Here is a 20,526-nt window from a genome sequence, read left to right as displayed (position 1 = left end):
GTATGAATGATTATTTTGCAGCGCCTGCTTTAGGGCGTTTAGCACCATATTTAGAACGAGAAACTGTTCTTTTTGCAACACCTGCTGTATCAAGAGCACCACGAACGATGTGATATTTAACCCCTGGTAAGTCTTTTACCCTACCACCACGCACTAAAACAATGCTGTGTTCTTGCAAGTTATGACCTTCACCGCCGATATAGCTGATCACTTCAAAGCCACTAGTAAGTCTTACTTTGGCAACTTTTCTTAACGCTGAGTTTGGTTTTTTAGGTGTTGTAGTATAAACCCTAGTGCAAACTCCCCTTCTTTGTGGACAATTTTTAAGCGCTGGAGATTTAGATTTTTCTAAAACTTTTTTGCGCTCTTTTCTAACCAATTGATTTATGGTAGGCACAATAATTCCTTTCTTTAAAAATGTAATAAACTTTTGATGATATCTAAAATTTACTTACAAAAATATAAACTAGAAATAATTTAAATGCTTTTAAAAATTTTTATAAAATAAACCTATATAATTTACATTAATATTTATAAAACATAAACTAATTTTTAATTATTGTTTTACTTATAAAAATAATCTTACTCATTTTAGACAAAATGAAAAATTCCAAAATTGATTTTAAGAAATTACTAAAAAAGTGTTTAATCCATAGTTATAAAGCATCATACTTGATTCCAAGATTATAATAACTCCTATCTAAAAATTTAGATAGGATAAAAATCATTGTTTATTAGTATTATACTGCAAATATACCACATGGGTAGCTAAATATTCTTCAAGACCATGTTTTCCATCAGCTCCGCCTATGCCACTTTTTCTAAAGCCTGCATGAAAACCTTGCATAGCCTCAAAATTTTCACGATTAATATAGGTTTCACCAAATTTAATTTCTCTGCTAGCTCTCATTGCTATATCTAAATTTTGTGTATAAATAGAACTTGTAAGACCATATTCACAATCATTTGCCATATCAATAGCTTCATCAAGTGTATCAAATTTAGCAATAGGCAAAATGGGAGCAAAAATTTCTTTTTGCATAATTTCATCCTCATGCTTAACATTAGTAAGAACACTTGCAGGAAAATAATACCCACTTGTATCAGTGATTTTTCCACCGCATTCCACAACTGCTCCTTTAGCTGTAGCTCTTTGAAGCATTGCTAAAGCATTATCAACCCCTGCTTGATTGACCAATGGTCCCATATCAAAATCACCTTTTAAGGTATTTCCAACACTTACCTTACTCATGGCTTTTACAAATTTATCTACAAATTCATCATAAATGCTTGTATGCACATAAGCTCTTTCGGCACAATTACAAACCTGTCCATTATTGCAAATTCGACTTGCCTTAATCGCTTCTACTGCCAAATCAATATCTGCATCTTTACACACTATAGCAGGAGCTTTTCCGCCAAGTTCTAAAGAAACCTTTATGATATTTTTAGCTGCAGCTTCCATTACTCTAGCCCCTGCTTCAACACTTCCTGTAAGACTTACCATGCCTATATTTTCATTGCTTGATAATTCATATCCTACTACACTACCTTTACCTGCAATCAAATTAAACACACCTTTTGGTAAAGAACTTTGCGAAACAAGTTTTGCAAATTCAAAAGCATTGTTTGGAGTTTCACTACTTGGCTTTATCACTATGGTATTTCCTGTTAGTAAAGCAGGTGCCATCTTCCTTGCGATTAAGAAAAATGGAAAATTCCAAGGTAAAATTCCACCAATTACCCCAATAGCACTTTTATATAAATATATATGCTCATTAGCTCTATCGCTTTGTATGATTTCACCCTCATATCTTCTAGCCCATTCGGCCGTATAATCCATATAATCTGCTGTAAAATTAACCTCCACGCTGGCTAAAGCTCTAGTTTTTCCTTGCTCTTGCATTAAAATTTCTGTTAAGAAATTAGCATTTTTGCGTATTAAACTAGCTATTTCTCTTAAATGATTTGCTCTCTCAATTGCTGGCTTAGCCTCCCAAGATTTTTGTGCTTTTTTGGCTGCTTCAATCGCTCTTTTAGCATCTTCTAAAGAAGCACTCGCTACTTTTGAAATTACTTCTTTAGTAGCTGGATTTAAAACTTCGATAAAATCTCCATTATGTGGGATAAATTCTCCATCAATATAATTTAAATAAGTTGTCATTTTTTCTCCTTTTTTAGTCTAAGTGAAACACTTCTTCCATATTTAGCCATTTTTGTCCTGCATAACCTAAAGATATTTGGCAAGGATCTGTTACTTTCCACCATTTTTGCGTGTTTTCATCTCTTGCCATCTTAGCCATATCTGCTTCAAAATCAGCACCCACATATTCAAAATATGCAAATAAATATTCTCCAAACAAATAAATGGAATAATTTTGTATATTACATTCTTTAATCATCTCACAAACCCCTTCATAAGGCTTTGCATGAAGATTTTTATATTTTTGTATCTTCTCTTTTTTTATCTTTATGATTTGACCGTATCTTTGCATTCACTCTCCTTTATAAATTGATAAAGCATTTTTATAAAATATCAAGTCCAAATCTTTAAAAACCTTACTTTGCATAATCAACTCAATCCATTGCTTTGGAGACAAATTAGACACTGGATAATTACTGCCAAATATAAACTTATCCTCGCTAAAATTTTCTTTTAAAAAAGCAAAAAGTTCAAAAATAAATTCCTTAGGAGTTTCTTGTGAAAAATCATCAGGAGTAGAAAGCTTAATATATAAATTTGGAAATTTTTTCAAAAGATTTAAATCTTTTTTGTATTCATTTAAACGATTTATTTTTGGACTTCCTAGATGATTTAAAACTACTTTTAAATTTGAATTTTTATTTAAAAAATTTTCCAAAAAACTGAGTTCTTCATTTTTCATACAAGCTTCAAAAGGTATATTAAAAGTTTTTAAAATTTCTATTTTTTCTTCAAAATCTACTTCAAACAATCTTTTAGCTCCTTTTTTGCTTACATGCATTACTTCTCTAAAAGAATTAAGTTTTTCTTTATGTTTTAAATCTGCTAGACAAAGCAAAAGATTATGAAGCTTTTTTTGTTCCAAAGCAAACAAGATTTCCTTTTCCAAATCATCACTATTAACCTCAACATACATAGCGCCTATAAATTCAAATTCTTTATATTCTTGTTTCATCCTAAAAAAATCATAATTTTGCTCTAATTTTTCATCGTCTTTTATCCATGAAATAGGTATTTTTCCCAAATCCCAAAGGTGCAGATGAGCATCAAAAATCTTTTGCATTTTTTCTCACTTTTGAACCTATAAAGCCATACCAAGCCACATATAAAAACAAAGGTGCCATTGCTAAATACCCAGTGCCTGTACCATAATGATCATTAATAAAGCCTATAATTATAGGCATAATCGCTCCACCTACTATACTCATCACAAGCAAAGATCCGCCTAGTTTTACTTGATTTAAAGGTAAATTTTTTGTTGCTACCGCAAAAATAGTAGGAAAAGAAATAGACATAAAGAAAAATAAAGCTATTAAAAGCACTATGCTAAAAAACCCGCTAGCAAAATATAAACTAAGACATATAAGCACATTGATTAGAGAATAAAATCCTAAAATTTTTTCACCTTTGATTATCTTCATCAAAGGAGTAGAAACAATGCGTCCTAACATAAATGCAACCAAAGCTATAGAAAAATAATAAGCGCCTTGCGCATCTTTTAAACCTTCATTATGTTCCACAACATAATTGATAAAAAAAGCTCCTGCTGCAACTTGATTGGCTATATACAAAAACTGCGCTAAAAGCCCTAAGTTAAAATGTCTGTGTTTAAAAACATATATGGGCTTAGAATCATCTTTTTGCTTATAATCATCACTTACCGCACTTCCTTCTGGAAGCTTATTTGCAACAAAAGCAATTAAAATCAAAATAACAATGACAGCAATTCCTATATAAACAAGCTGGACATTTCCCATATTAGCTACCAATGCAGCCTCGATTTGCTCTTTACTCGCACCCTCTTCTTGTTTAGTAATAGATAAAAATAAAGCTCCGCCTATAATAGGTCCTACAAATTGCCCCAAACCATTAAAACTTTGCGCAGCATTGATTCTAAAACTCGCATTTTTTTCATCACCAAGCTTTGTCATGTAGGGATTTGCACTAGTTTCTAAAGAACCAATACCACAAGCTAAAATAAAAAACGCAAACAAAAACAAATGAAAAGAAGCCAAATTTGTAGCAGGTATAATAAGCAAAGCTCCTATGGCATAAAGAGCTAAGCCAAAAATGATTCCCATTTTATAAGAAAATCTATTGGCTATATAACCTGCGGGTAAGGCTATGATAAAATAAGCACCAAAATAAGCAAACTGTAAAAAGCCACTTTCATGCTGGCTAATATGAAGATGATTTTGAAAATTTTTATTCATCACATCAATAAGTCCATAGCTTACTCCCCATAAAAAGAAAAGAGAAGTTACCAAAACAATAGCTATTTTTATATTTTTAGAATCAGTCATTTTTTACTCCTTAGTTTTCATCCCAATTTAATGCTCTATCTAAATGCACATAACCTCCATCTGGCATTAAAATTTGCCCTGTAGTATGTGAAGCAAGGGGACTAAGTGTAAAAACCGCTGTATTTGCAATTTCCTCTATGGTAGTAAAACGATGGCCTAAAGGTATAGCTTTTGCGATTTTTTCATATTGCTCTTTAGGATTAGGAAAATTTTGCAGCCATTTTTCATAAAGAGGAGTCATAACTTCAGCAGGAGCTATAGCATTTACCCTAACATTATCCTTAGCAAAAGCACAAGCCCATTCTCTAGTAAAACCCATTTGAGCCGCTTTGGCCGAAGCATAAGCTGAAGTTCTTCCTTGTCCTGTGATGCCTGTTTTACTCACTATATTTAAAATACTGCCTTGTTCTTTTTTAATGTAAGGCAAACATTCTTTTGTCATAGTATAATAATGAAAAAGATTATTTTCATAAGATTTTATCAAATCTTGAGTACTTGTATTTTCAATATGTAAATTATCATTTGCACCTGCATTATTTACAAGAGCATAGATTCCACCATGTTTGATACCAACTTTTTTTACAAGCTTTTCAATTTGCTCATAATTTTTTAAATCAATTTCATAAAATTCATACTCACTGGATAAATTTTTTAATTCTTTATCGTGCTCTTTAGGCATAGATCTTGAAAAAATTACAGGAATTCCACCTTCGCTTGCCCATAATTTAGCAATACCATACCCAATACCTTTAGCCCCTCCTGTAATAATACAAACCTTATTTTTAATTTTTAAATCCATTTATTCTCCTTTATCTAAATTTAAAGTTATTTTTAAATGTATTAATACCAATACACCTAAAATTGCTATCAATGCTAACACTATAAGTCCAAACTCAACTCCAAAATGATTTTCTATATATGTTTTTAAAGTAGGTGCTACAAAACCTCCTAAATTTCCCAAGGATCCTATAAGAGCAATAGCAGCCGCGACTCCTTTTCCTTTTAAAACTTGAGTTGGTAAATTCCAAAATATAGGCTGAATGACTATAAAACCTATAGCAGCCAAGCTAATAAAAAATAAAAATACCGCCAAATTTGTAACAAAAGTTGAAGCTATCATGCTCAAACTTGCTAGCAGTAAAAATAAAATCGCATATAAATTCCAAGAATGTTTTTTATCAGCCAATGAGGTAAATATTGGCAAGGCGATAAAAACAAAAATCCAAGGTATGGCATTTAAAAGTCCAACTTCAAAACCTACATTTATTTGCAATATTTGGGCAATTTTACTTGGTAAATAAAAAAGCACTCCATAAACACTTAATTGAATACAAAAATAAACAAATACAAATTTCCATACCAAAATACTTTTAAAAATATCTTTTATAGAATAATCCTTAGCTTTAGTATTGGAAATTTCAATATGTTTTAGCAAAATATCTTTTTCTTTTATATCTAACCATTTTGCATCTTTTGGATGTGAATCAAGATAAAATAAGCAAAAAATACCTACTAAAACGGTAATACCTCCTTCTATTAAAAACATCCATTGCCAATTTTTAAAATATATATTTGGTGTATAATCAAGTATAAAACCGCTAATTAAAGAACCAAAAACAAAAGCAATTGGAACTCCCATTTGATAAATTCCATAAGCTTTAGATCGATATATAGCTGGGAAAAAATAACTAAGGTATAAAATAATGCCTGGACTAAAACCTGCTTCAGTTAAACCCAATAAAAATCTTAATACATAAAAACTTATTTCTCCTTGTATAAAAATCATTGCCATAGTTACAAGACCCCAAGTGATCATTATACGGCTCAACCAAATTTTTGCTCCTAATTTATGCAAAAATAAATTTGAAGGCACTTCAAAAATGGCATAACCTATAAAAAATATTCCAGCACCCAAAGCATAAGCGGCCTCGCCGATGCCTGCATCAATTTCTATATGAGATTTAACAAAACTAATATTTGTTCTATCAAGCATGGAAAGACAAAACATTAAAACAATCAAAGGCAAAATACGCCAAGATATTTTTTTACATACTAATTCTAACTTTATTGAATTTACATGTTTCATTACTTTACCCTTTAACAAGTTGTAGCAAGTCTCCAAACCGAAAAGTCGTTTTGTTCGTTAAGCTCCGCTTTTACCAATTCTCCTTTAGAAATTCGAACGATTAGATCTATAAGCTCATCGCGCACTTCTTCTTTTGTTTTTATTCCATCTATAATGCTTCCTGCATTAATATCAATAGCATCATTCATATTTTCATAACAAAAGGTATTAGAACTCATTTTGATAGTAGGCACTATAGCCGAACCCGTAGGAGTGCCACGACCAGTAGTAAAAACACAAATATTTGCACCACCTGCCACCATAGCACTAAGTTGCTCTATATCATTGCCTGGTGTATTCATAAAAGTTAAACCTTTAGAAACTACAGACTTAGCATAATCAATCACATCCATTAAAGTTCTAGTTCCTGCCTTATAAACACAGCCTAAAGATTTTTCCTCTATAGTACTAAGTCCGCCTGCAATATTTCCTGGACTAGGATTTGCCCCTCGAATATCAGCATGAAAAGATTTAACCAAATTCTCATAACCCAAAATCTTATCATATACCTTTTTAGCTATTTCATCATTTTTTGCCCTCTTGGTAAGTATAGCTTCACAACCTATAAGCTCTGTAGTTTCTGCTAAAATTACCGCACCACCCTCATCGATTACAAAATCACTCAAACTTCCTAAAGCAGGATTAGCACTAAGTCCGCTATAGCTATCACTTCCACCGCATTCTGTGCCTAAAATCAAATCACTGAAATCTCCTTCACTTTTTTGTAATTTTGCAGCACTTTCAAGCATTTCATTGACTATTTTAATACCATTTTCAATGGTATTTTTACTACCACCACATTCTTGTATCACTAAATATTCAACCTTTTTATAAGGCGTTGCTTCTTTGATTTTTTCTGCTACTGCTTTGGCTTGTATTACCTCACAACCAAGCCCTATAATTAAAACACCAAAAACATTGGCATTGCTCCCATGACCTATTAAAACATCTCTAGTTTGTAAAGCATCAAATTCAAGCTGGGAGCAACCATGCTGATGGTTGATATAAACTGCTCCATTACATTTTCTAGCTATATTTTCACACACTTTATTAGCACAATGTACACTTGGTATGATAATGACTTTATTTCTTAAGCCAAATTTTCCATCTTCTCTTCTATAACCCATTATCTTTTTCATTTTCATTCCTTATCTCCACGACCTCTAATTCCCGCAGTATTATGGATATGCACCCATTCCCCTGTACTAATATCGCAACTTGCACTAGCTATAGCTTCTGCATATTTGATAATAATTTCATCTTTTTTTATATCCTTTAGTGCAAATTTATGTCCGCTTGCAATATCATTTAAAAGCTCAATATTTGCCACTTTTTCGCCTTTTTTAAAGTCACGCAAAGCTGTGGCAACATTGTCTTTTTCATTGACTATAATATATCCTTTCATAGTTTTATACCTGTTTCTTTTTCTATAGTTTTAATAAGCTCCTTTGCTTCATCAAAGCGAGTGTTTAATTCTTCTTTTGTAGCAGGTGATAAAGGATGAATACTAGCATTTACAAATTCAAATCCTCTGGCCTTTAAAAGCAAAGCAAAACCCATAGGAAAAGCTATACTCATACCAAATCTTATGGCCTTTAATAAACTTTTTTGTATTAGCAAAGCTCTGCCTATATTTTTTTCATTGATTGATTTGTAAATTTCACTCATAAGTTCTGGAAAAACTCCACCTATGCTAGTCATAGAACCTTTTGCACCTGCTAATAATGCACCTACATAAAATTCTTCTCTTCCTACAAAAACATCAAAATTACTAGGTACTACATCTAAAATATGATTTAAAAGCAAAGCATCTCCGCTACTATCTTTTATACCCACAACATTATCAAGCTTTGAAACCTTTTCTATAAATTTTAAGCTTAGTGCTGGTGCAAAAAGAGGTATATTATAAACATATAAGGGAAGTTTCACTTCAGAAGCTAAATATTTTACATATTCAAAAAGTGCATCTTCACTCAATTTATAATAATAAGGCATAGCAAGTAATAAGGCATCAAGACCTAATTCATAAGCTTTTTGCGCCAAAATAAAAGTGTTTTCATAAATTGTCGAGGTAATACCCGTGATGATAGGTATATTATTTTTTGTAGCCTTTTTGGTGAGTTTCATTAACTTAACTTGCTCTTCCACGCTCAAAGCTTGAGAATCCCCTGCACTTCCATTACAAAACAATCCGTTCAAGCCTTTAGAAATACCAAATTCACAATAGCGAATAAATTCTTTTTCATTGATACTTCCATCATCTTTATATGGAGTAAGTAAAGCCGGTAAAGTTCCTTTTAAAATTCCCATTTTTTTCCTTTCGTATATACAAAAATATATTTATATACAAAAAATATAACAAAATATTTGTAAAAAAATCAAGCTGTTAACTTGGTAAAAATTCGTATTTTATTCTTATTAACTGCCAATTTTTACAAAAAAATATTAAAATTAATAAATAATAAAAATTATGATTTTATGTTACTAAAAGTAAAAAATATGCTAAAATTTATAAAAATAAAACAAGGATAAAGACAATATGCATCAGCCCACTCTTAGAGTGTTAAATATTCTAGAATTACTTGCAAAAGAAAAGCTTACCTTAAGTGCTATAGCTAAAAAATTAAACATTCCTGCTGGAACTCTTTGGCCTATTTTACAAACTCTTCAAGAAAAAAAATATATCAAATGTGATTTAAAAAATAAAAGTTATTATTTGGATTTTAAGATTATAGAATTGGGATGTAATATAAAAAATGAAAATAATATTTTTGAAATAATCAAAAAGCATATGAAAAATATAAGAAATTTAACCAATCAAACTTGTCAAATGGGAATTTTAAAAGATGGAAATGTGCTTTATTTAGAAAAAATTGATGCCAATAATACAGTGCAATTAAAATCTTTTATAGGCACTTCGTATCCTGCTTATGCAACATCTTTAGGCAAAGCCTTACTATCAAATAAAAATAAAAAGGAATTAGAAAAACTTTATCCTAAAAATTTTGATAAAATTACAGAAAACACCTTAAATAATATAAATGAACTCTATCAACAAATCAAACAAATTAAAAAAGAAAAAATTGCCATAGAAATTGGAGAAATGAATCCTCAAATTGAATGTATGGCTATAGGCATAGAACATAAAAATAAAATAATTGCTGCCATTAGTATATCTTATCTAATTTATTGCTCTAATAAAGCTTTTAGAGAAAAAAATAAAAAAATACTTCTAGAAGAAAAAAATAAAATAGAAAAAGTTTTAAAAATTTATTTTAATGATTTAGATACACTGTATTAATATAGCCCAGAAGGGCTATAAAATAGAGTTTTATTCTTGTTCTTTAAGTTTTAAATTTTGTTCGCCATAAAGCCCTGTTCCAACAGGAATCATTCTACCTAAAATAACATTTTCTTTTAAATCTTCTAAGTAGTCAAATTTACCCGCTATACTTGCTTCGGTTAGAACTTTAGTAGTTTCTTGGAATGAAGCCGCAGAAATCACACTATCACTTCCAATCGCTGCTCTTGTTACACCTAAAAGTACAGGCTCAGCAATAGCTGGTTCTCCACCCATTCTGATGATTCTTTCATTTTCTTCACGGAATTTACGTCTTGAAACCAAATCACCCTCGATAAATTTCGTATGTCCACTATCTACAACTTTTACTTGTCTTAGCATTTGAGAAACGATAACTTCTATATGTTTATCAGAAATCACAACACCTTGTCCGCGATAAACTTGTTGAATTTCAGAAATCAAATAATAATGCAAGGCTTTTTCACCCAAAATTTTAAGCACATCATGACTTGAAACAACTCCATCTGTAAGTTTTTCACCTGCATGGATAAACTCGCCATCTCTTACTTGAATATGTTTTGATTTATCGATTAAATACTCAGCACTTGTTCCATCTTCTGCTTGGATAATAATTCTTTCTTTAGAACGCAAAGGTTTATCAAAACGAACAACACCATCAATTTCTGCAATCACAGCCGCATTTTTTGGTTTTCTTGCTTCAAAAAGTTCAGAAACTCTTGGAAGACCTCCTGTAATATCTTTTGATTTAGCTGCAGCTTTTGGAGTTTTTGCTAAAATATCTGCTTGAGCGATTTTATCACCATCATGAACAAAAATAACGGTTTTTGGTTCAAGCTGATAACGCACAGCCTTATCACCTTTTCCTGCGATTACCAAAGTTGGTCTAACTCCGCTTGGCAAATACTCATTAATCACTAAAGAACGCTTACCTGTAGCTTCATCAATTTGCTCATCGGCACTATAACCTGCTTCAATATCCTCAAAGCTTACAACTCCATCAATTTCTGCAATGATAGTATTATTATAAGCATCCCATTCTGCAATCACTTTTCTTTCTTTTTTAGGAGCACTTGCAATGATAGTATTTGCATCATCGATTTTTTCACTATCGTTAAATTCTATCTTAGATTCTCTTGGAATATAGTGTCTTTTTGCTTCTCTATCATTTTCATCAGCAATCACTACAAAGAATCCTTTTTCTTTAACAATATCGCCTTTTTTAACATTTTTTACTCTATCTAAACCATCGCCTTTAAGGATATAAAATTTAAGCGTTCCTTTTTCGCCTGCTTTGATATTTTGAACTACAGGCTCACCATCTTCTACTAAAATTTCACTCGCAAAAGGGATACGATTTGGTACATTCCAACCCTCTTTAATCACTTCTACGATACTTTCATTTTCTTCTACTTGCATACCGCTTTGATATGGCAAATAAAGTTTTCCATCTATACTGCCACTTACACCTGCTAATTCATTTGGTTTAGCAAGATCGTATTTTCTTAGTATGTATTTTACTTCTTGTTTTTTATCTTTAATAGAAACAATCACATCTTCATGAATATTTTCTATATTAATCACACCTTTAAATGGAGTTTTAATTTTTGGCTCCACAAGTAAAATCGCCGCATTTCTACGATTTGCTACGATATTTTTACCTTCTTTATTTTTATAAGTTTTAAGATTATAAAATCTGATAAAACCTTCTTTTTGTGCACTTACTTGTCTATCTTGTAAATCCGTACTTGCAGTTCCCCCACTGTGGAAAGTTCTTAGAGTTAGCTGCGTTCCTGGTTCACCGACAGATTGAGCGGAAATAATTCCTACTGCTTCGCCTGGTTTTACCAATTTACCTTCACCAAGATTGATACCATAACATTTTGCACAAATTCCTTTTTTAGCTTTGCAGGTAATAGGAGTGCGGATATTGACACTTTTTATACCGCTTTCTCCAAGAATTTTTGCTTTTTCCTCATCCATTAAAGTACCTTCTGCAAAAAGCACAGAATTTGTAATAGGATCGATCACATCTTCAGCTAAAACTCTGCCTAAAATTCTTTCTTCTAAAGTTTCTATAATAGAACTATCTGCGGTAATTTCATTGATTTCAACACCCTCATGTGTTCCACAATCTTCAATGGTAATTTTTACATTTTGTGCAACATCGATGAGTTTTCTTGTCAAATAACCCGCATTTGCTGTTTTAAGAGCGGTATCTGCAAGACCTTTTCTAGCACCGTGAGTTGAAATAAAGTATTCAAGAACATTTAGCCCTTCACGGAAATTCGAAATAATAGGAGTTTCGATAATAGAACCATCAGGTTTGGTCATAAGTCCTCGCATCGCAGCAAGCTGAGAAATTTGAGCCGCACTACCCCTAGCACCAGAATCTGCCATCATATAAATAGAGTTAAAACCTTCTTTATCTTTTTCTACAAGCTTCATCATCTCTTTTGAAAGGACATTATTTGTACTTTTCCAAATATCAATGATTTTATTGTATCTTTCCCCTGAAGTAATCAAACCAAGATTATAAGAATTTTGAATTTCTCTTACTTGTTTTTTTGCTTCATCGATAGCTTTTTGCTTATCATTAGGAACAATAATATCTGCAATAGAAATTGAAATACCTGCTTTAGTTGCATACTCAAAACCTAAATTTTTAAGTCTATCCAAGAAACTTGCTGTAATCTCTAAACCACCTTGTTTATAAACATAATCCACAAGCGCGGCAATGTCTTTTTTCTTTAAGACTTTATTCCAACTATTTTCAGGCACAAAATCAGGTAAAATAGATTTAATAATCAATCTTCCTGCTGTAGTGGTAATCTTTCTACCATCTACCATGGTTTGTATACTCGCATGAATATCCAAACACTTGCTTTCAAGCGCCATCATCACTTCATCAATGCCTGTACAAATTTTATGCGAACCTTTAGCACCGGCTTTTTCCAATGAAAGATAATAAATTCCTAAAACCATATCTTGCGATGGAACGGTTACAGACTTACCGCTTGCTGGCAAAAGAATATTCATTGATGAAAGCATAAGCACTTTACATTCTGCAATAGCCTCTTGAGAAAGTGGCACATGCACCGCCATTTGATCCCCATCAAAGTCTGCGTTAAATGCTGCACAAACTAAAGGATGAAGTTGTATAGCCTTACCTTCCACTAAAACAGGATGAAAAGCTTGAATAGAAAGTTTATGTAAAGTAGGCGCACGGTTTAGCATAACAGGATGCCCTTTTACTACCTCTTCTAAACATTCCCAAACTTCATTGGTTTTGTTTTCTATCATTTTTTTAGCTTGTTTTACTGTGGTTGCATAACCTTTTTCTTCAAGTTTAGCTAAAAGATGTGGTTTAAAAAGTTCTAAAGCCATTTTTTTAGGTAAACCACATTGATCCATTCTAAGTTTTGGACCCACAACAATAACGCTACGACCTGAGAAATCCACCCTCTTACCTAATAAGTTTTGTCTGAAACGTCCCTGTTTACCTTTAATAATTTCACTTAAAGATTTCAATGGGCGTTTATTTGCTCCCTTTACAGCATTAGCACGACGACCGTTGTCAAAAAGTGCATCAACAGCCTCTTGAAGCATTCTTTTTTCATTTCTTATAATGATTTCCGGTGCATCAAGTTCCATAAGTTTTTTAAGACGTGTATTTCTATTGATAACGCGACGATATAAGTCATTCACATCAGAAACTGCAAATTTTCCACCATCTAAAGCCACTAAAGGACGCAAATCTGGCGGTAAAACTGGAAGATTTGTAATCATCATCCATTCAGGACGATTTGGTACGGCTTCATCGCTATCGGTATTGGCGTTTAAATTTGAATTTAAGAAATTTTCTACAACTTTTAAGCGTTTAATGATAGTTTTTTTCTTAGCCTCTGAATTTGTAGCCGCCATTTCTTCTTTAAGCTGATTTAAAAGTACTACAAGATCTAAATTTGCAAGTAAATCACGAACAACTTCTCCACCCATTCTTGCTTTAAAGCCACTATTTTCATAGCGTTGCATTAAATTTTGATATTGCTCTTCGTTTAAAACATCACAATATTCTACTTTTTTGGTGCTTTCATTATCATAGAAAGCATCGCCTGGATTTTCAACGATATAAGCTTCATAATAAAGCACACGCTCAAGATCTTTCATCTTAACACCCAAAAGCGTTCCTATACGACTTGGAAGAGAATTAACATACCAAATATGAGCCACAGGAGTTACAAGCTCGATATGTCCCATTCTAGAACGACGCACTTTTGAATTTGCTACTTCAACGCCACATTTTTCGCACTTAACACCTTTAAAACGCATTTTTTTATACTTACCACAAAGACATTCATAATCTCTTATAGGTCCAAAAATCTTTGCACAAAAAAGCCCATCTCTTTCAGGCTTTAAGGTTCTATAATTGATAGTTTCTGGTTTTTTTACTTCTCCATAAGACCATGATTTGATTTTTTCAGGACTTGCAAGTCTTAGTTGAAACGCTTCAAAATCCCTAGGTCTTACATCTTCTTTGATTTCTATTACTTTAAATTTACTCATTATCTTCATCCTTATCAAAAATCTCAACATCTAAAGCAAGAGATTTAAGCTCATTGGTTAATACAAAAAATGTTTCAGGAATTCCCGTTGCTGGAACATTTTCACCTTTTGTCAATGCTTTATAAGCACTAAATCTACCTTCTACATCGTCTGATTTGATAGTTAACATTTCTCTTAAAGTATGAGCCGCTCCATAAGCTTCAAGTGCCCAAACTTCCATCTCCCCAAATCTTTGTCCCCCAAAGAGTGCTTTACCACCCACAGGCTGCTGGGTAACTAAGCTGTAAGGTCCTGTACTTCTTGCGTGAATTTTCTCATCAACCAAGTGGTGGAGTTTTAGCATATACATACATCCCACATGAACACGCTCTGCGATTTTCTCACCCGTGCGTCCATCATAAAGTTCTGTTTTGCCGTCCATATCTATCTTGGCCATTTCAAAAAGCTTGCTAAATTCTTCTATATTTACACCTTCAAAAACAGGGGTAGCAAATTTAACTCCTTTACTCCAGTCTCTAGCATAGTTTAAAAGCTCTTCATCGCTTAAGCTTTTAATAAATTCTTTTTCGCTTGCAAGTCTTGGAATAGAACAAATTTCAAGCATTTTTGCTCTTAATTCTTTAAGAAAATCTTTTTGCTTTCTGTCAAAAATTTCTTGAATCTGATCTCCGAGTCTAAGTCCAATTAAACCCAAATGGCTTTCTAAAATTTGGCCTATATTCATACGACTTGGAACGCCAAGTGGATTAAGCGCAATATCCACGCTTTTGCCATTTGGTAAATAAGGCATATCCACTTCAGGAACTATAGTTGAAACTATACCTTTGTTTCCGTGACGTCCTGCCATTTTATCACCGACTTTAAGCTTTCTCTTTGTAGCAATATAAACTTTAACAAGCTTAATTACCCCACTTGGTAAAATATCATCTTTTTCTAAAATTTCAAGCTTTTCATCGTGTTCTGCTTTTAATTTTTTCTTCTCATTTTGGAAATGATTTTTTAAATCATCGTATTCTTTTTGAATCTCTTTAGAATAAGCTTTAATCAAAGTTGTTAAAGTAAAACGATTGATTTTTTCAAGTTCACTAATATCCGCGGTTTGTCCTTTTTTATAATTTTTATCTCCAATTTTTTGATCGCTATTTAAAGGGGCTTTGGAAAGAAGAGCACAAACACGAAGCATTTCTTCTCTATCCATCATCAAAAGTCTATCATGATGTTCTTTTTCTAAAGCCATTTTTTCTTTATCATAAGATTTTATTGCGCGATCATCTTTTTCATAGCCTTTTTTAGTGAAAATTTTAACATCCACAACAACACCCTCTAAAGAAGCGGTTGCATAAAGGGATTTATTCACAACATGTCCTGCTTTTTCTCCAAAAATAGCTCTTAAAAGTCTTTCTTCAGGAGTTGGTTTAACCTCACCTTTTGGAGAAACCTTACCCACCAAAATCATACCTGGTTTGATATGAGTACCAATTTTTGCAATACCGCTCTCATCAAGATGTGCAACATCTTCTTCTTTTACATTTGGGATATCTTTGGTAATTTCTTCTATACCGTCTTTTAGTTCTCTTGCTTCAATTTCTTTTTCATAAATGTGCACGCTTGTAAAGGTATCTTCACGAATAATTCTCTCACTTACAACTATAGCATCCTCATAGTTATAACCATTCCAAGGCATAAAAGCGATTAAAGCATTTTTACCTATAGCAAGTTCGCCTTGATCCATAGAAGGACCATCTGCGATAATTTGTCCTGCTTTTACTATATCACCTTTTTTAACAATAGGATGTTGAATATAATTTGTATTTTGATTGGTTCTTAAATTTTTTTCCATAGTATAATGGTCAATAAATGGACCTTTATCATCTTCACCTAAAATGAAAATGCTTTTATTATCCACTTTCTCAACCACACCGCCACGCTTTGCTTTAACAGCTTCCCAAGCATCACGTGCAATAATTTGTTCCATGCCTGTTCCTACTATCGGAGCTGAAGCAGTAAGAAGTGGCACAGCTTGACGTTGCATGTTTGAACCCATTAGCGCTCTGTTTGCATCATCGTGCTCTAAAAACGGAATCAAAGAAGCCGCAACCCCAACAACCATACCTGAGCAAAGATCAATTAATTGCACTTCTTCGCGTCTTGCAAGTATAGTTTCACCATCTTGTCTAGCCTCAACAAATTCTTCTACTATATTGCCTTTAGCATCAACCTTAGTTGAAGCTGGTGCGATAAACAAGCCTTCTTCTTGTGTCGCTGTAAGATAAACAACTTCATTAGTCACTTTACCATTTAAAACTTTTCTATATGGCGCTTCAACAAAGCCAAGTTCATTTACTTTTGCATAAGTAGAAAGAGTGTTAATCAAACCAATATTTTGACCTTCAGGTGTTTCAACTGGACAAATTCTACCATAATGCGTCGCGTGAACATCACGCACTTCAAAACCTGCTCTTTCTTTTACAAGTCCACCTTCACCAAGCGCTGATAAACGACGCTTATGAGTAACCTCGCTTAAAGGGTTGGTTTGATCCATAAATTGCGAAAGCTGACCTCCTGTAAAAAATTCAATGATAGTTGTAGTAATCATTTTAGGATTGATTAAATCATAAGGCATTACCTTATCAAGATCCGCATTTAAAGAAGTAAATTTATCTCTGATCGCCTTTTGCATTTTTGCAAGACCTAAATGAAGTTCATTGGCTAAAAGTTCACCTATAGAACGGATACGACGATTTCCTAAATGATCTCTATCATCAATATGTCCTTTACCATTTTTTACTTTAATTAAATATTTTGCAGTTTTAATAATATCTTCATTAGTCAAAACAGTAACATACTCAGGTACTTCAAGACCTAACTTATGGTTCATTTTCATACGACCTACCTTGGTAAGATCGTATCTTTCAGGATTGAAGAATAAATCATTTACAAAAGCCTTCGCTGCATCTTTTACCACAGGTTCACCTGGGCGCATAACTTTGTAAATTCTAATCGCAGCTAAATCATTTTCATCATCGATATTTTCACTTTGCTTAAGAAGTTTTAGAGTTTCTCCATCTTGAGCAAAGGAGTTAATAATCGCTGCATCAACGCCATTAGCCAAGTCATTTGCTATATCAAAACTTTTTTGCTCTTTAATCTTAGCAAGCTTGCTCTCATCTAACAAAGTTAAAGAATCAAATAAAATCTCTCCACTTTCTTTATCAATAATAGGATTTGCTAAATAACGATTAAGTAAAATTTCTACAGGATATTCTATCCATTTTAAACCGTCTTTAATAAGCTGTTCTGCTTTTTTCTTTGTAAGTCTTTTTCCAGCTTGATGAACGATTTTTCCTTTTTCATCTTTAATATCATATTCTATTCTATCCATAAAATCATTTGGATTAAATTCTGTTAAAAATTTATCTTTTTTCACATGTATAGTCTGAATAGGATAAAACAACTTAATAATATCTTGTTTTTTATACCCTAAAGCTCTAAAAAGCATAGTTACAGGAACTTTTCTACGCTTGTTGATTCTTACATACAAAACATCTTTGGCATCGTATTCAAAATAAAGCCACGAACCACGATCAGGAATAATTTGTGCTGTATAAACAAGCTTATTTGCAACCGTTGAACTTTCTTCTTCTTTAAAAATAACACCAGGGCTTCTATGTAATTGATTTACAACCACCCTCTCAACCCCATTAATGATAAAAGATACACGATCTGTCATTAAAGGAATTTCGCGGATATAAATTTCTTGTTCTTTAATATCTTTTACGCCAACTTTTTCCCCTGTTTTTTCATCTTTTTCATGCAGAGTAAGACGGATTTTCATTTTTAAATTTACAGAATAAGTCAAACCTCTTTCCATGCATTCGCGAATGGTATATTTTGGCTTGCCTATTTCACTACTAACATATTCAAGACTCAATCTATTTTGCGGATCATGAATAGGAAAAATTGATTTAAAAACTTTTTCTATACCACTTTCACCATTATCAAGATTTAAAAAATAATCAAAACTCTTTTTTTGTAATTGTAGAAGATTTGGGATTTCTATTTGTTTTGAAATGTTTGAGAAGTCTACTCTTAAACGATTTCCTAATTTATTATCTAACATATCGCACATACCTCATGGTAAATTTTGTAAATTTAAAAAAGAAGACCTAAAAATTAGGTAAAAATAAAAAAAGAAGACTTGCCTTGGCAAATCTTCTTCTAACTTTAAAGCTTAAAATTACTTAAGTTCTACTTTAGCACCAGCTTCTTCAAGTTGTTTTTTAGCTTCCTCAGCTTCAGCTTTAGCCACACCCTCTTTTAGAGTTGAAGGAGTTTGCTCAACTGCATCTTTTGCTTCTTTAAGACCAAGGCCTGTAAGAGCACGAACGATTTTAATAACTTCAATCTTTTTAGCACCGCCATCAGTTAAAACGATATCAAATTCAGTTTTTTCTTCAGCAGCAGCTGCAGCACCACCAGCTGCAGCACCACCAGCCACCATTACAGGAGCAGCAGACACACCAAATTTTTCTTCAAATTCTTTTACAAGTTCTGATAACTCAAGAACACTTAAATTTGAAATATATTCTAATACATCTTCTTTAGAAATTGCCATTTTTTATCCTTTTATTTAATTTATTCAGATTCTTTTTTATTTTTAAGCGCATTTAAACCTATTGTGAAATTGGTAATTGACGCATTCCAAACTTGCAAAAGCATAGCAAGCAACTCATTGCGTGAAGGCATTTTAGCAAGAGCTTTAACCTTAGCAACATCTGCAACTTCGCCTTCAATATGAGCTGTTTTGATTTCAAATTTATCGTTATTTTCTTCAAATTTAGCAGCTACTTTTGAAACACTTAGCTGATCTTCGCCCCAAAGATAAATATTTGTATCTTTAAGAACTAGACCTGTTTTACCGGAATTGTTAAGAGCAATGTTAGCCAAAGTATTTTTAACAATTTGAACTTTTACATTGTTTTCTCTTGCATTATTTCTAAGCTCTTCTAGTTTTTTTGTGCTAAGACCTCTGTAATTACAAACTACAATAGCTTCACTAGCTTTAAAACCTTCTTCAAGTTTAGCAATAATCTCAACTTTTTCGCTTCTAGTCACATTTTCTCCTTTCCGATTGAGATTTCAAGTAGAGTGGAAATCCAATTAAGCTTACGCCTCGACTATCTTCAATCTAAAATAAACATCTCAAAAAATCAAAAATTTTTTCAAATGTTTATTTTAAAACAAAAGAGTTGCAAAAAAGCAACTCTTATTTCATATCAAGCAATTCTTGTGTTTCAAGCTTTACAGAAGGGCTCATTGTCAAAGATAAAGCCGCATTTTTAATATATCTACCTTTAGCTGCGGCAGGTTTATGTTTGTTAATTGCCTTTACAAAAGTGCTAACATTGTCCCATAATTGTTCTTTGGAAAAACTTACTTTACCAAGACCTGCATGGATATTTCCTTGCTTATCAACACGGAAATTTACCTGACCACTTTTTGCATTATTAACTGCTTGAGCAACATCCATAGTCACTGTTCCGGTTTTAGGATTTGGCATTAAACCTTTTGGGCCTAAAATTCTACCAACTTTACCAACAAGTCCCATTAAATTTGGAGTAGCAATCAAAACATCAAAATTCATATTACCTTTTTGAATTTCTTCTACTAAATCATCGCTACCCACAATATCTGCACCAGCATTTTTCGCTTCATCAGCTTTTGCGTCTTTTGCAATTACAGCAACACGAACTTTTTTACCCGTTCCAGCAGGTAAAACAACAGATCCTCTTACCATTTGATCTGCATGTCTTGGATCAACATTGAGTTTTAAAGCAATTTCTACAGTCTCATCAAATTTAGCAGACTTTAAAGTCTTTATTGTATCAATTGCATCGCTTAAAGCATACTCTTTATTTGAATCAATTTTTTGTGATAATTCTTTTAATCTTTTTGCTATCTTAGCCATTTATTTTCTCCGCATTTTAAAGTGCTACCGCCTTTTACCTTG

At 32.5% G+C, this 20,526-nt stretch carries 16 protein-coding genes; 1 reads left to right on the top strand and 15 read right to left on the bottom strand.

Features of this window, described 5'->3' with window-relative positions; genetic code table 11:
- Nucleotides 1–10 precede the first annotated feature (10 nt).
- The 10 genes from rpsL to ELQ04_RS08205 form a co-directional block, all read right to left on the bottom strand.
- Nucleotides 11–397, bottom strand: coding sequence for a 30S ribosomal protein S12 (gene rpsL, locus ELQ04_RS08250; RefSeq protein ID WP_002782934.1), 387 nt, complete (start codon nt 395–397; stop codon nt 11–13).
- A 327-nt stretch (nt 398–724) separates the two neighbouring features.
- Nucleotides 725–2,164 carry an aldehyde dehydrogenase gene (gene aldA, locus ELQ04_RS08245; protein ID WP_002937972.1) on the bottom strand — a complete coding sequence of 480 codons (1,440 nt, stop codon included), beginning with the start codon at nt 2,162–2,164 and terminating at the stop codon, nt 725–727.
- Nucleotides 2,165–2,177: 13 nt separating this feature from the next.
- Nucleotides 2,178–2,495 (bottom strand): L-rhamnose mutarotase, encoded by a 318-nt coding sequence (locus tag ELQ04_RS08240; RefSeq protein WP_002825110.1) that lies wholly within the window; start codon nt 2,493–2,495, stop codon nt 2,178–2,180.
- Nucleotides 2,496–3,266 carry an amidohydrolase family protein gene (locus ELQ04_RS08235; protein ID WP_002872873.1) on the bottom strand — a complete coding sequence of 257 codons (771 nt, stop codon included), beginning with the start codon at nt 3,264–3,266 and terminating at the stop codon, nt 2,496–2,498.
- Nucleotides 3,250–4,506, bottom strand: coding sequence for an L-fucose:H+ symporter permease (fucP, locus tag ELQ04_RS08230; protein WP_002874343.1), 1,257 nt, complete (start codon nt 4,504–4,506; stop codon nt 3,250–3,252). The genes ELQ04_RS08235 and fucP overlap by 17 nt, the downstream gene beginning before the upstream one ends.
- Nucleotides 4,507–4,516: 10 nt before the next feature.
- Entirely contained in the window at nt 4,517–5,305 is a 789-nt protein-coding gene (locus ELQ04_RS08225; RefSeq protein WP_044778199.1) for an SDR family oxidoreductase, read from the bottom strand.
- Nucleotides 5,306–6,592: an MFS transporter gene (locus ELQ04_RS08220; protein WP_002937974.1), complete on the bottom strand. Its 1,287-nt coding sequence runs from the start codon at nt 6,590–6,592 to the stop codon at nt 5,306–5,308.
- Between the two features lie 11 nt (nt 6,593–6,603).
- Nucleotides 6,604–7,770: a UxaA family hydrolase gene (locus ELQ04_RS08215; protein ID WP_002937975.1), complete on the bottom strand. Its 1,167-nt coding sequence runs from the start codon at nt 7,768–7,770 to the stop codon at nt 6,604–6,606.
- A gap of 2 nt (nt 7,771–7,772) precedes the next feature.
- On the bottom strand, nt 7,773–8,036 hold the full coding sequence (locus ELQ04_RS08210; RefSeq protein ID WP_002779462.1) for a UxaA family hydrolase: 264 nt from the start codon (nt 8,034–8,036) through the stop codon (nt 7,773–7,775).
- Nucleotides 8,033–8,941, bottom strand: a complete 909-nt coding sequence (locus tag ELQ04_RS08205) for a dihydrodipicolinate synthase family protein (RefSeq protein ID WP_002793543.1) — start codon at nt 8,939–8,941, stop codon at nt 8,033–8,035. The genes ELQ04_RS08210 and ELQ04_RS08205 overlap by 4 nt, the downstream gene beginning before the upstream one ends.
- Before the next feature lie 229 nt (nt 8,942–9,170).
- Here ELQ04_RS08205 and ELQ04_RS08200 point away from each other — a divergent pair, with 229 nt between their 5' ends.
- Nucleotides 9,171–9,932, top strand: a complete 762-nt coding sequence (locus ELQ04_RS08200; RefSeq protein WP_002793545.1) for an IclR family transcriptional regulator — start codon at nt 9,171–9,173, stop codon at nt 9,930–9,932.
- 30 nt (nt 9,933–9,962) lie between these two features.
- Here the strand turns inward: ELQ04_RS08200 and rpoC are convergent, their stop codons facing one another.
- The 5 genes from rpoC to rplA all read right to left on the bottom strand — a co-directional run bounded on the left by rpoC (nt 9,963) and on the right by rplA (nt 20,484).
- Complete coding sequence (gene rpoC, locus ELQ04_RS08195) at nt 9,963–14,516, bottom strand: DNA-directed RNA polymerase subunit beta' (protein ID WP_134224511.1); 4,554 nt, start codon at nt 14,514–14,516, stop codon at nt 9,963–9,965.
- A complete protein-coding gene (gene rpoB / locus ELQ04_RS08190) occupies nt 14,509–18,645 on the bottom strand; it encodes a DNA-directed RNA polymerase subunit beta (RefSeq protein ID WP_074469341.1) in 4,137 nt (1,378 codons plus the stop codon). The genes rpoC and rpoB overlap by 8 nt, the downstream gene beginning before the upstream one ends.
- A 108-nt stretch (nt 18,646–18,753) precedes the next feature.
- A complete protein-coding gene (rplL, locus tag ELQ04_RS08185; protein ID WP_002854820.1) occupies nt 18,754–19,131 on the bottom strand; it encodes a 50S ribosomal protein L7/L12 in 378 nt (125 codons plus the stop codon).
- Nucleotides 19,132–19,151: 20 nt separating this feature from the next.
- Nucleotides 19,152–19,631: a 50S ribosomal protein L10 gene (gene rplJ, locus ELQ04_RS08180; protein WP_002937981.1), complete on the bottom strand. Its 480-nt coding sequence runs from the start codon at nt 19,629–19,631 to the stop codon at nt 19,152–19,154.
- 151 nt (nt 19,632–19,782) lie between these two features.
- On the bottom strand, nt 19,783–20,484 hold the full coding sequence (gene rplA, locus ELQ04_RS08175; protein ID WP_002854928.1) for a 50S ribosomal protein L1: 702 nt from the start codon (nt 20,482–20,484) through the stop codon (nt 19,783–19,785).
- Nucleotides 20,485–20,526 lie beyond the last annotated feature (42 nt).

Source organism: Campylobacter sp. CH278 (assembly GCF_004378845.1).
In the GTDB taxonomy this organism is placed as follows: domain Bacteria; phylum Campylobacterota; class Campylobacteria; order Campylobacterales; family Campylobacteraceae; genus Campylobacter_D; species Campylobacter_D jejuni.
The sequence above is the reverse complement of the archived record's forward strand: the minus strand, read 5'-3'. Positions and strand labels throughout refer to the sequence as shown.

Coding starts and splice junctions, on each gene's coding strand:
- aldA (WP_002937972.1), bottom strand. CDS start 2,164: ATGACAACTTATTTAAATTATATTGATGGAGAATTTATCCCACATAAT.
- ELQ04_RS08225 (WP_044778199.1), bottom strand. CDS start 5,305: ATGGATTTAAAAATTAAAAATAAGGTTTGTATTATTACAGGAGGGGCT.
- ELQ04_RS08220 (WP_002937974.1), bottom strand. CDS start 6,592: ATGAAACATGTAAATTCAATAAAGTTAGAATTAGTATGTAAAAAAATA.
- ELQ04_RS08235 (WP_002872873.1), bottom strand. CDS start 3,266: ATGCAAAAGATTTTTGATGCTCATCTGCACCTTTGGGATTTGGGAAAA.
- ELQ04_RS08215 (WP_002937975.1), bottom strand. CDS start 7,770: ATGAAAAAGATAATGGGTTATAGAAGAGAAGATGGAAAATTTGGCTTA.
- rplL (WP_002854820.1), bottom strand. CDS start 19,131: ATGGCAATTTCTAAAGAAGATGTATTAGAATATATTTCAAATTTAAGT.
- ELQ04_RS08205 (WP_002793543.1), bottom strand. CDS start 8,941: ATGGGAATTTTAAAAGGAACTTTACCGGCTTTACTTACTCCATATAAA.
- rpoC (WP_134224511.1), bottom strand. CDS start 14,516: ATGAGTAAATTTAAAGTAATAGAAATCAAAGAAGATGTAAGACCTAGG.
- rpoB (WP_074469341.1), bottom strand. CDS start 18,645: ATGTGCGATATGTTAGATAATAAATTAGGAAATCGTTTAAGAGTAGAC.
- ELQ04_RS08210 (WP_002779462.1), bottom strand. CDS start 8,036: ATGAAAGGATATATTATAGTCAATGAAAAAGACAATGTTGCCACAGCT.
- rplA (WP_002854928.1), bottom strand. CDS start 20,484: ATGGCTAAGATAGCAAAAAGATTAAAAGAATTATCACAAAAAATTGAT.
- ELQ04_RS08200 (WP_002793545.1), top strand. CDS start 9,171: ATGCATCAGCCCACTCTTAGAGTGTTAAATATTCTAGAATTACTTGCA.
- fucP (WP_002874343.1), bottom strand. CDS start 4,506: ATGACTGATTCTAAAAATATAAAAATAGCTATTGTTTTGGTAACTTCT.
- ELQ04_RS08240 (WP_002825110.1), bottom strand. CDS start 2,495: ATGCAAAGATACGGTCAAATCATAAAGATAAAAAAAGAGAAGATACAA.